Origin of the sequence: Parabacteroides goldsteinii DSM 19448 = WAL 12034 (genome assembly GCF_000969835.1) — a bacterium.
GTDB lineage: Bacteria > Bacteroidota > Bacteroidia > Bacteroidales > Tannerellaceae > Parabacteroides > Parabacteroides goldsteinii.
In genome coordinates this window covers 2,172,035-2,183,854 of the sequence record NZ_KQ033913.1, presented here as the reverse complement: position 1 = coordinate 2,183,854, position 11,820 = coordinate 2,172,035, and the positions used below count along the sequence as shown (strand labels likewise).

The following is an 11,820-nucleotide window of genomic DNA, read 5'->3' as shown; positions in this document are numbered from 1 at the left end:
ATGCTTTGAAATCCGAGCGATTGATTATATTTGCAGGCGTTGATTATTACAATCAATGCCTGTATTTTTATATATGAAAAACATGAATATGAAAAATCTACTATGCGTAGCAGCCGGGATAGGGGCTTTATCCGGAGTTAATGTCTACGCTCAGGACCAGCAACAGCCCAACGTCGTAATCATTGTAGCCGACGATTTGGGGTATGGCGATTTGAGTTGTTACGGAGCCACCCGTATCCAAACTCCGGGTATGGACCGGATTGCAAACGAAGGGCTGCGTTTTACGCAGGGATATTGTACGGCAGCGACTTCCACGCCCAGTCGTTATTCACTTTTGACCGGATTATATCCCTGGACGAATAAAGATGCAAAAATCCTTCCCGGTAATGCCGCTCTGATTATCAATACGCAGCAAGTCACTTTGCCGAAGGTTATGAAACAGGCCGGCTATGTGACCGGCTCGGTCGGTAAATGGCATCTGGGACTGGGTGACGGAGCGGTAGATTGGAATGAGACGGTTTATCCCGGAGCCAAGGAAGTGGGATATGATTATTCGTTCATCCAGGCGGCAACCAACGACCGCGTGCCTTGCATCTTTATCGAAAACGGGAAAGGAGTCGGACTGGAACCGAATGACCCGCTATATGTCAGTTATAAGCATAATTTCCCCGGCGAACCTACTGGAAAAGACAACCCTGAACTACTCCGGATGCATCCGAGTGTGGGACATGCCGGTTCGATTGTAAACGGTGTGCCGCGTATCGGTTTCCAGAAAGGCGGTAAGGCTGCCCAGTGGAAAGATGAAGATATGGCTGAGTTATTCCTGGAGAAAGCCAAAGGCTTTTTGAAAGACAATAAAGATAAACCTTTCTTCCTGTATTACGGATTACACCAGCCGCATGTGCCCCGTGTGCCGAATCAGAAGTTTGTCGGCAAATCCGGTATGGGACCTCGTGGAGATGTCATCCTGGAGGCTGACTGGTGTGTGACTGAATTCCTGAAAGAACTGGATAAACTGGGATTGACGGAGAATACCCTGGTTATCCTGACCAGCGATAACGGTCCCGTATTGGACGACGGTTATCAGGACCAGGCTGTCGAAATGGTTGGCAATCATAAGATGGCAGGCCCTCACCGCGGAGGAAAGACCAGCTTGTATGACGGCGGTACCTGCATCCCGTTCCTGTTGCGTTGGCCGGCGGTTGTAAAACCGGGAGTATCCGATGCATTGGTTTGCCAAATGGATTTGCTGGCTTCATTGGCAGCATTGACCGGGCAGACGTATTCGGATAAGACGGACAGCCAGAATACTTTACCCGTCTTTCTAGGGAAAAGCGACCAGGGACGTAAGGAACTGGTGACGGAAGGTTATTTCAATTATGCCCTCCATCAGGGCGACTGGGTGATGATTCCACCTTATCCCAGCTATTATGACGACCCTGACGGTACCGGTTTTTCGGGATTGGGAAATTGTTACCAGTTATATAATGTAAAGGAAGATGTCGGACAGAATCATAACCTGGCGGATAAAGAACCTAAACGATTGCGCCAAATGATGATGACCTTCGAGAAGCTGAAAAGGGAGACTGGAAAGATGACAAATTATTAATAGATTAAAATGATTGACTCTTTTTTTCTAAACATATTTGAGAAGTTGATTAAATATTATAAATTTGCCCACTTAACATAAAATACTAAATAAAGAACATGGAAAACACTCGTCGTTCCTTTCTTAAGAAAATGACTGCCGCCGGAGTTGGTGCAGCAGGTTTGGCTATGGCAGGTACTGCTTCGGCCACTACAGTAGCAGGTTCTCCAGAACCTCAGAAGAAAAAAACAGCCGGAAAAGATGATGGCAAACTGCGTTTCGGATTTATCGGAACAGGTTCACGCTGCCATGAGCACATCAATAATGTGTTGGCTATCCCGGGAAATAAGATTGTTGCTATTTGCGATATCCAGCAAGGCCCGATCGACCGTACATTGAAACACATCGCTAAATTCAACGTGGATGCCCCGAAAGTGTATAAAGGTGGCGAACGTGAATTTGAAAAGATGTTGAACAATGAAGAGTTCGACTGCGTGATTATTGCCAGCCCATGGGAATGGCACGTACCGATGTCGGTGGCAGCTATGAAAGCCGGTGTTCCTTATGTTGGCGTGGAAGTTTCTGCTGCCAATACGCTGGAAGAATGCTGGGATCTGGTGAACGTATCGGAAGCAACAGGCAGCCATCTGAACATCATGGAGAATGTTTGTTATCGTCGTGACTGCATGGCGGCTTTGAACATGGTTCGCGAAGGGTTGTTCGGTGAATTATTGCACGGTGGTTGCGGTTACGAACATGACTTGCGTGATGTGAAATTCAATGACGGTAAGAATTATACTTATCAGAAGGGTGGTGAGTTGCGTATGGGCCCGACAGCTTTTGCAGAAGCTCAGTGGCGTACGAATCACTCCGTACATCGTAATGGAGATGTGTATCCGACTCACGGTATCGGACCGGTTGCCAATTGTATGGATATCAACCGAGGTAACCGTTTCGTTGCTATGTCTGCTATGGCAACTCAGTCTCGCGGATTGCATAAGTTCATCGTAGATAATGGTGGCGAAAACCATCCGTTGGCTAAAGTTCGCTTTAACCTGGGTGACATCGTGACATCTATGATCAAATGTGCAAACGGCCAGACAATCATCGTTACTCACGATACAAATTCTCCTCGTCCTTATTCTTTGGGATTCCGTATTCAGGGAACGGATGGTTTGTGGATGAACGATGGCGATCATGTATATGTGGAAGGTCAGTCTAAACCTCACCGTTGGGATAATTCTGACGAATGGTTCAAGAAATACGACCACAAACTATGGGCTCAGTTGGATGCTCAGGCAAAAGAAGCTGGTCACGGTGGTATGGACTTCATTATGATGTATGATCTGATCGACCGCATCAAGAACAAACGTCCGGCTCCAATGGATTGCTATGATGCTGCTGCATGGAGTGCTATCTCCGCTTTGTCTGAAATGTCTATCGCTCGTGGTGGTGCGTTGGTTGACTTCCCTGACTTTACTCGCGGACAATGGATTAACCGTAAACCGGAATTCGGTTTGTAAGAATAAGCACAAGCGTAATATAAATGAAAAGGCTATCGGGATTCCGGTAGCCTTTTTTATATACTAGCACAGTAGTCCTACGAGTAAGAATTCGGAATGTGGAGTATTGAATACAAAATAAAAGTATCTATCTTTGTAAAAACAGAGATAAAATGCGTTTAAATAAGAAAGACATACAATCGATTGTCCGTGTAGCAAAAGAAATTTACGAGAAACGTGGTGGAGATATTGATCTGTTAGTACGTACTACATCCGAAAAGAAAGGTGTCTTGGCTCGTATACGCATGATTGCTCGGCTGAAACAACTTTTAGGCGAGCAAAAAATCGATGTGATAGGCGACCATGAAGAATCGTTGGTTGCAAAGGAGGCATTATAACAGGTATACGATTAATATGACAAATCGAAAACAGGATATGTGTTGGAGTATTTAGATGAAGATGTTTCTGCTTTGCCAATGCGGGATATTCTGAATCTTTTGGAGCGTTATCATTTTATAGACAGTGCAGATGAGTGGGGATATATTCGAGAATTGCGTAATGAGATTGCCCATGATTATCCATTGATGGAAAATGATATTGTTTCTGTGTTGAATGAATTAATATCCAAGGTGTCGATATTAAAAAGTATTTATAAACGAATGAAAGCCACTGTCTGAAAGAAGATAGCTTGGATTCGCATCACTCTGTAGCGTATAGGAAGATAAATAAAATATCCTGCATTGGAAAATCTCCATTTCCAATGCAGGATATTTTATTTTGTCTATTTGTCTTTTAGTTTAATCCTTCTATCTCCTTCAACCAAAGTGTCGCCATGGCATCGCTTGGCATACGCCAGTCGCCACGGGGGGAAAGGCTGACGGAACCTACTTTTGGGCCGTCCGGCAGGCAACTACGTTTGAACTGCTGCTGGAAGAAACGGCGGAAGAAGGTGTGGAGCCATTTCCGGATGGTCTCTTTGTCGTAACTGCCACCGAAAGCCTGTTGTGCCAGGAAATAAATCTTGGCGGGGGAGGAACCGAAACGGAGGAAATGGTAGAGGAAGAAGTCGTGTAGTTCGTAAGGGCCTACGAGGTCTTCCGTTTTTTGTTTGATGTTTCCGTTTTCGTCGGCGGGTATCAGTTCGGGACTGATTGGAGTGTCGACGATATCCAGCAATGTAGCACGTGAGGCTTCGTCCACCCGGTTGTGGGCAACCCATTCTACCAGGTATCTGACAAGCGTCTTGGGGATACTGCCGTTTACACCGTACATCGACATGTGGTCACCGTTGTAGGTAGCCCAGCCAAGGGCCAGTTCGGAAAGGTCGCCGGTACCGATCACCAGACCGTTTTCCTGGTTGGCTACGTCCATCAGGATTTGAGTGCGTTCGCGGGCCTGGCTGTTTTCGTAGGTCACGTCATGAACCGATGGGTTGTGACTGATATCTTTGAAATGCTGGAGGCAGGCATCCTTGATGGAGATTTCCTTTAGTGTGACACCCAGTGAACGGATAAGGTCGCAGGCGTTGGTGTAGGTGCGGTCTGTCGTTCCGAAGCCGGGCATGGTGATGCCGAGTATCTGGTTGCGGGGGATATTCAGGGCATCGAATGTCATGACGGTTACCAGCAATGCCAGTGTGGAATCGAGTCCGCCGGAGATACCGACTACCGCTGTCCGGGAATGGGTATGGACGATGCGTTTTGCCAGTCCGGCTACCTGTATCTGGAAAATCTCTTCGCAACGTTCCTTCAGTGCGTCGCCGGAAGGAGTGAACGGATGCGGGTCGACGGAGCGGGTCAATACCGGCTGGCCGGAGTTTTCAGACAGGACGAACGGGATTGTTATTGTTTCATCTGCCAGCAGGGTGGAGGTGCCGTGCATGAAGCTAGTATTTACCTGGCGGTCGTTTTGCAGGTTCTCGATGTCGATTTCACTGATGACGAGTTGTTCCTGCATGGTGAAGCGCGGGGATTCTTCCAATAGGGTGCCGTTTTCAGCGATGATTCCGTTGCCGGCAAAGACAAGGTCGGTGCTGGATTCTCCGAAACCGGCGGAGGCATAGACATACCCTGCCATACAGCGAGCGGACTGCTGGCATATCAGCGAACGGAGGTAATGGTGTTTTCCGATCAGTTCGTTGCTGGCGGATATATTGACAAGGATATTGGCTCCTTCCATCGCCAGTAAGGAACTGGGGGGGACGGGAACCCACAGGTCTTCGCATATTTCGATGCCGACTTTTACCTGTCCGGCGGTGAAGAGCAAGTGGCTGCCCAGCGGATATGTTCTGTCTCCGATTGAGACGGTCTTGTCCCGTAATTCGGTGGCGGAAGTGAACCAGCGTTGTTCCTGGAACTCCTTGTAGTTCGGTATGTATGTTTTGGGGACTACGCCTAATATCTTTCCGGCCTGGAAAGCTATGGCTGCGTTTATCAGCCTGTTTTCCGTCACTAACGGGGCGCCTGCGATTGTGAGGATATTCAGGTCGGCGGTGTCGCTGACCAGTTTCAATAAGGCTTGTTCCGCATTTTTCAGCAAAGTCTGCTGGGCGAACAGGTCCAGGCAGGTATAAGCCGTTACCGACATTTCAGGGAAGGCAATGATTTGTACGCCTTTGTCAGAAGCCTGGCGCATCAGGCCTTCCATCTGTTGAATATTATAAAAACAGTCTGCCACTTGTACGTGTGGGACGGCTGCTGCTACTTTTACGAATCCGTAGTTCATATGAGTTTATTTTTATCGTATAGCGTGTTTGAGTTTATCGGGGTCTTGCCGGCAATCCCACAATAAAACGATATGTATTAAATATTCATTGTCTATAGTGTAAACGAGCTTGTAATCCAGATTACTTCAATTTCTTTCTCCATTCTTCAAAGAATTGATGCATTTCGGGCTCCTTGATACCTTTACCTTCGCTTAATTCTTGTTCTGCCAAGTCGATTTCTTTGTTGGCTTCCTCAATGCTAAACGCAATAGGAGACAAAACGGCTGCTTTTTTATTCAGTATTCGCTTTGTGCTTTTTTCCAGTTTATCCATCATTTCCAAACTGTCTATCTTATCCAAATAATTACGGATGAAGTTCTTTTTCCATTGCTGTAATTCCATTGCCGTCATAACGTAAACTCCTTTCTTATATAATGATGGTCCAAAGGTATATAATTCTCCGGGAATATAAAAGAAGGGAAGCCATACTTCACAGCATGCTCCCCTTGCAAACACAAAACAATCAACAAAAAACTACTGTCTGAGTGAGATGATAAGATAAGCCGGGATGCTTTGGAGGGACACCCCGGCTCAAGGAATGTGTGGTCTTATCGGATAAACAATAATTCGCGATACTTCGGCAACGTCCACATCTGGTCGTCTACTACCAGTTCCAGTTTGTCGATGTGGTAGCGGATTTCTTCCAGCATCGGGACAATGGTGTCGTGGTAGGCGATTGCCTTTTCGCGTTCGCTTTCGATTTTGTTGGCGACCTTGCGGGCTTCGACCATTTCGTCTACCTTTTCCTTGATGAAGTTGGTGCGGCAGGCGATGTCTTCGATAATCTCCAGGTTACGGGCGGAGAGGACGGAGGCTTTTTCTGCCGGGAAGAGGTCCTTCATCTTATATACATTGTCAATCAGCGAAGACTGGTAGCGGGTGGCGATAGGGATGATATGGTTCATCGTCAGGTCACCCAACACGCGGGCTTCGATTTGGATTTTCTTGGTGTACGTCTCCCATTTTACTTCGTTGCGGGCTTCTAGTTCCTTGTGAGTCATGACGCCGGTCGATTCGAACATCCGGATGCTGCTTTCCTTCAGGTAGTTGTCGAAGATGAGCGGTACGCTGGTTTCGCAATCCAGACCGCGGCGACGGGCTTCTTCTTTCCATTCGTCGCTGTAACCGTTACCGTCGAAGTGGATGGCCTTGCAGGCTTTGATGTCTTTGCGGAGGACTTCCAGGATGGCGGCGAATTTCTCTTTGCCGGTGGCAATCTTTGCGTCTACTTCGGCTTTGAAGAGTTTCAACTGTTCGGCCACGGCAGCATTGAGGGCAAGCATGGCAGACGCGCAGTTGGCTTCGGAACCGACGGCACGGAACTCGAAACGGTTGCCGGTGAAGGCGAAAGGCGAAGTACGGTTGCGGTCGGTATTGTCAATCAGCAACTCGGGGATGCGGGCGATGTCGAGCTTCATGCCCTGTTTGCCGGCCAGCATCAGGTCTTCGGGCTCGCTTTTTTCAAGGTGCTCCAATACCTGCGACAGCTGCGTGCCGAGGAAGCTGGAGATGATGGCGGGAGGTGCTTCGTTGGCTCCCAGGCGGTGGGCGTTGGTGGCACTCGAGATGCTGGCTTTCAGCAGTCCGTTATGACGGTAGACGGCCATGAGCACGTTTACTACGAAGGTGATGAAACGGAGGTTGTCTTCCGGTGTCTTGCCCGGGCCCATCAGACCGATGCCGGTGTCGGTGCCCAGCGACCAGTTGTTGTGCTTGCCCGAACCGTTGACGCCTTTGAAGGGCTTTTCGTGCAACAGGACACGGAAACCGTGCTTGCGGCTGATTTTACGCATCAGCGCCATGACCAACAGGTTGTGGTCGTTGGCGAGGTTGCATTCCTCGAAGATAGGGGCCAGTTCGAACTGGTTCGGAGCCACTTCGTTATGACGGGTTTTCAATGGGATACCCAGTTTGAGGGCCTCCATTTCCAACTCTTTCATAAATTCCATGACGCGGGTGGGGATGGCGCCGAAGTAATGGTCTTCGAGCTGCTGGTTTTTGCTGCTCTCATGGCCCATCAGCGTACGTCCGCTGAGCAGCAGGTCGGGGCGGGCGGCGTAGAGTCCTTCGTCTACCAGGAAATATTCCTGCTCCCAACCGAGGTAGGAATATACTTTCTTTACCTCCGGGTTGAAGTAATGGCATACGTCGACGGCAGCCTTGTTTACGGCTTCGAGCGCTTTCAGCAATGGGGCTTTATAGTCGAGGGATTCGCCGGTGTAGGCGATGAAGATGGTCGGGATACACAGGGTGTCACCCACGATAAAAGCAGGAGAGGAAGGGTCCCAGGCGGAGTAACCGCGGGCTTCGAACGTATTACGGATACCGCCGTTCGGGAAGCTGGAGGCATCGGGTTCCTGCTGTATGAGCAGTTTGCCGGAAAACTCTTCGACCATGCCGCCTTTGCCGTCGTGTTCGACGAAAGCGTCATGTTTTTCGGCTGTCCCTTCGGTGAGGGGGTGGAACCAGTGGGTATAATGTGTTGCACCCATTTCGATGGCCCATTTCTTCATGCCGGCGGCTACGGCGTCGGCAGTCTCGCGGTCGAGGGGGGCACCGTTGTCGATGGAGTCGACCAGTCTGGCATAGGCTTTTTCCGGAAGATACTTGAACATCTTCTCGCGGTTGAATACGTTCTTTCCGAAATATTCCGACGGACGTTCTGCCGGGGTGGCTACTTCGGCGGCTCTTTTCTTGAAGGCCGATTCTACTACTCTGAATCTTAACTTTGACATAATATAGGATTTTTACTTTTGGCTTGATCCAAAAGTAAACAAAAGATCAAGGCTGCACCGGCTTCGCTGCTCCGGTGGAAGACTACGCTGTCGCATCTGAACTCGCTGCGCTCAAACAGCAGATGCTCGGGGCGCTCCGTCTTCCCCCTCCGCGGACGCTCACCCGCTGAGGCCTTGCTAAGAACGCTTTGCGTTCTCTTAGGATGGCCGATACTGATACCTATATAGCGGGAGGTATCGGCCTTGAACTTTTGCTTACTTTTCTTTCAAGAGAAAAGTGAGTTATAATAATATAATGTTATTCTGTTTACAGACCTCGAACTGTTCTTCCGGCCATATCGAAGCCTGTACCTCGCCGATATGTGCTTTGCGGAGGAAGAACATGCAGAGGCGGCTCTGGCCGATGCCGCCGCCGATGGATTGCGGGAGGCGGCCGTCGAGCAACATCTTATGGAACTCCAGGGCAGCACGTTCGGGGCATCCGCGTTCTTGCAGCTGTCGGCGCAGGGCTTCCTTGTCGACACGGATACCCATGGATGACAGTTCGAAGGCACATTGCAAGACGTCGTTCCAAAGGATGATGTCACCGTTCAGGCCGTTGAAGCCATCGGAGTTGACCGTGCTCCAGTCGTCATAGTCAGGGGCACGTCCGTCGTGTTTCTCCCCGTTTGTCAGTTCACCGCCGATGCCGATAACGAAGATGGCACCGAATTTAGCGGCTGCTTTGTTTTCGCGTTCACGGGGAGGAATGCCCGGGTACATCTTTTGTAATTCTTCCGCATGGATGAAGGTGATGTTGTCCGGCAGGGAAGGAGTGATGTGAGGATACTGGTTGTAGACCATCTCCTCGATTTCTTTCAGTAGCGTGTAAATGCAACGTACGGTACGTTTCAGGTAATCCAGGTTGCGGTCTTCCGGACGGATGGTTTTTTCCCAGTCCCACTGGTCGACATACAGCGAGTGAAGATTGTCGAGGTCTTCGTCGCCGCGGATGGCATTCATGTCGGTATAAAGTCCGTAGCCGGCAGGGATACGATAGGCCGCCAGTTTCATCCGTTTCCATTTGGCGAGTGAGTGGACGACTTCTGCCTGCCGTTCGCCTATACAGTGAATGGGGAAGCTGACGGCACGTTCCACCCCGTTCAGGTCATCGTTGATGCCGGTTCCCGAGAGAACGAATAAAGGGGCGGTTACGCGGCGCAGGTTCAACGCTTTCGACAGTTTTTCCTGGAAGCTGGTTTTTAACATCTGAATCGCTTGCTCGGTTGTTTCCGGTGTAAGCGTCTGTTTGTAATCTTTTGGAATAATCAGTGACATGTGTATATAGTTTAAAATGTTGATTGTCATTGTCGGTATGGGAGGAGAGGGATTGCCTCCCTTCCCGTATCCTATGGTACCGCACCCGGATGCGGTTATCTGCCTCATCCCGATGATGTGAACCGCCTTATCCTGATGATGTGAACTGCATCATCCCGGTGTGGTAGATAGCCTCATCCGGATGAGGTACTATCGTACCCGAGGGGAGGGACTTGCCCTGTCCGAGTAGTGCGATTCACACCATCCCTCTTCTTCCACATCTTCGAATTTGGTTTTGCGAATAATAGCTTCAATCTTTTTCATAACCTTACTTTTTTGATAGTTGATAAAAAGGAGGTATAGAGCTGCCTGCCATAGTCAGGTGTGGTCAAGCGGTATAACATTCTATAAAATCGAAAAGCAGCGGCCGACTTCTCTATACAGTCCTTTTTATGAGATAACCTAAATCAAATACTTAAATAATCTTTGTTCTTCATTGCGTAGCTGCTTCTGCCAGGTGCCCTCATAGCACGCAGATGACACAGACGGGCGCAGATGAACGCAGATTTTTTTTGTTTACTACTAATAGAGGCCTTTGCCGGTAACGTTGCAGAATGCGCCTTTCCTGCTTCGTTCTTATTTGCCCGGAGAAACGTTTGCTCCTTAATTGTCAGTTGCTAATTGCAAATCCTTAATTTTCAATTCTTCAGAGCCACTTCTTCAGCCTGGCCATAGCTTCCAAAGTGTCGTCCCTGTCGCCAAAGGCGGTGAGTCTTAGATAACCTTCGCCACTCGGACCGAAACCTACGCCCGGTGTCCCGACGATGTTGACTTCGTACAATAGTTTATCAAAGAATTTCCAGGAGGTGAGACCTTTCGGGGCTTTCACCCAGAGGTAAGGGGCGTTTTCGCCGCCATACACCTTCAAGCCGCAACCCAGAAGGGCTTCTCTCATAATCCGTGCGTTGGTCATATAGTAATGAATCGTAGCCTTTACCTGTTCTTTGCCTTCCGGAGAGTAAACCGCTTCGGCACCCCGCTGGGTGATGTAGCTGGTTCCGTTGAATTTGGTCGTCTGCCGGCGGTTCCACAGTTTGTTCAACTGTACCCGTTCGCCTCCCAGCGTGAAGCCGTTCAGTTCTTTCGGGACAACCGTGTATCCGCAGCGTACTCCGGTGAAACCCGCTGTCTTCGAGAAACTGCGGAATTCGATGGCTACTTTCTTCGCCCCTTTGATTTCGTAGATCGAGTGGGGGATGTTCGGGTCCTGGATGTAGGCTTCGTAAGCCGAGTCGTACATAATCAGGACGTCGTTTGCCAATGCATAGTTTACCCATTTCTTCAACTCGTCTTTCGTCAGGGTTGTTCCCGTCGGATTGTTCGGGTAACAGAGGTAGAGTATGTCCACCCTGCGGGCCGGCAGTTCGGGCGTGAAGTTGTTTGCTTCCGTGCAGGGGATGTAAACAACATCGCTCCATTTGCCGTCTTCCAATACTCCGGTGCGTCCGCTCATGACGTTGGAGTCTATGTAAACGGGGTAGACCGGATCGAGTACCCCGATACTGTTGTCGTGGCGGAGAATATCGCCGATATTTCCGCAATCGCTTTTGGCACCGTCGCTGACGAAGACCTCTCCCGGCTCCAGGAATACGCCGCGGCTGGCATAATCATTCTTGATGATTGCGTCGATCAGGAAGCTGTATCCCTGTTCGGGGCCGTAACCGTGGAAATTCTCTGTAGAAGCCAAATCATCCACTGCCTTATGCATGGCTTCGATGACGGCAGGTGCCAGGGGCTGTGTTACATCACCGATTCCCATGCGGATTATTTTGTCTTTAGGGTGTGTCACTTTGAAACTGTTTACCTTTTTCGCGATGTCGGAAAACAGGTAACTGCTTTGCAGTTTCAGGAAATGTTCATTAATCAGTGCCATAT

8 protein-coding genes and 1 pseudogene are annotated in these 11,820 nt (G+C 49.3%); 4 read left to right on the top strand and 5 right to left on the bottom strand.

The genetic code is table 11. The features are described from left to right. The first annotated feature begins 73 nt into the window (after positions 1–73). The 4 genes and pseudogenes from HMPREF1535_RS21760 to HMPREF1535_RS21745 all read left to right on the top strand — a co-directional run bounded on the left by HMPREF1535_RS21760 (position 74) and on the right by HMPREF1535_RS21745 (position 3,767). A complete protein-coding gene (locus HMPREF1535_RS21760; protein ID WP_370449611.1) occupies positions 74–1,609 on the top strand; it encodes a sulfatase-like hydrolase/transferase in 1,536 nt (511 codons plus the stop codon). Positions 1,610–1,707: 98 nt separating this feature from the next. Beyond that, a complete protein-coding gene (locus HMPREF1535_RS21755; RefSeq protein ID WP_007658430.1) occupies positions 1,708–3,111 on the top strand; it encodes a Gfo/Idh/MocA family protein in 1,404 nt (467 codons plus the stop codon). A 152-nt stretch (positions 3,112–3,263) separates the two neighbouring features. Then, positions 3,264–3,508, top strand: a pseudogene (locus tag HMPREF1535_RS21750) (nucleotidyltransferase domain-containing protein). Between the two features lie 22 nt (positions 3,509–3,530). Then, entirely contained in the window at positions 3,531–3,767 is a 237-nt protein-coding gene (locus HMPREF1535_RS21745) for a hypothetical protein (protein WP_187386442.1), read from the top strand. Between the two features lie 115 nt (positions 3,768–3,882). Here HMPREF1535_RS21745 and HMPREF1535_RS21740 read toward each other — a convergent pair whose 3' ends face one another. From HMPREF1535_RS21740 to HMPREF1535_RS21720, 5 genes are all read right to left on the bottom strand, one after another. Beyond that, positions 3,883–5,814, bottom strand: coding sequence for an NAD(+) synthase (locus HMPREF1535_RS21740; RefSeq protein ID WP_046147447.1), 1,932 nt, complete (start codon positions 5,812–5,814; stop codon positions 3,883–3,885). A gap of 121 nt (positions 5,815–5,935) precedes the next feature. Next, positions 5,936–6,205, bottom strand: coding sequence for a hypothetical protein (locus tag HMPREF1535_RS21735; protein ID WP_007658423.1), 270 nt, complete (start codon positions 6,203–6,205; stop codon positions 5,936–5,938). 197 nt (positions 6,206–6,402) lie between these two features. Next, positions 6,403–8,589, bottom strand: a complete 2,187-nt coding sequence (locus tag HMPREF1535_RS21730; RefSeq protein ID WP_046147446.1) for a glutamine synthetase III family protein — start codon at positions 8,587–8,589, stop codon at positions 6,403–6,405. Positions 8,590–8,871: 282 nt separating this feature from the next. Next, a complete protein-coding gene (gene asnA / locus HMPREF1535_RS21725) occupies positions 8,872–9,906 on the bottom strand; it encodes an aspartate--ammonia ligase (protein WP_046147445.1) in 1,035 nt (344 codons plus the stop codon). Positions 9,907–10,591: 685 nt separating this feature from the next. Then, positions 10,592–11,818 carry an LL-diaminopimelate aminotransferase gene (locus HMPREF1535_RS21720; RefSeq protein ID WP_010802630.1) on the bottom strand — a complete coding sequence of 409 codons (1,227 nt, stop codon included), beginning with the start codon at positions 11,816–11,818 and terminating at the stop codon, positions 10,592–10,594. Positions 11,819–11,820: the final 2 nt, after the last annotated feature.

What these genes read in the sequence shown, in the direction of transcription:
- HMPREF1535_RS21755 (WP_007658430.1), top strand. Translation starts at nt 1,708, where the DNA reads ATGGAAAACACTCGTCGTTCCTTTCTTAAGAAAATGACTGCCGCCGGA.
- HMPREF1535_RS21760 (WP_370449611.1), top strand. Translation starts at nt 74, where the DNA reads ATGAAAAACATGAATATGAAAAATCTACTATGCGTAGCAGCCGGGATA.
- HMPREF1535_RS21740 (WP_046147447.1), bottom strand. Translation starts at nt 5,814, where the DNA reads ATGAACTACGGATTCGTAAAAGTAGCAGCAGCCGTCCCACACGTACAA.
- HMPREF1535_RS21730 (WP_046147446.1), bottom strand. Translation starts at nt 8,589, where the DNA reads ATGTCAAAGTTAAGATTCAGAGTAGTAGAATCGGCCTTCAAGAAAAGA.
- HMPREF1535_RS21735 (WP_007658423.1), bottom strand. Translation starts at nt 6,205, where the DNA reads ATGACGGCAATGGAATTACAGCAATGGAAAAAGAACTTCATCCGTAAT.
- HMPREF1535_RS21720 (WP_010802630.1), bottom strand. Translation starts at nt 11,818, where the DNA reads ATGGCACTGATTAATGAACATTTCCTGAAACTGCAAAGCAGTTACCTG.
- asnA (WP_046147445.1), bottom strand. Translation starts at nt 9,906, where the DNA reads ATGTCACTGATTATTCCAAAAGATTACAAACAGACGCTTACACCGGAA.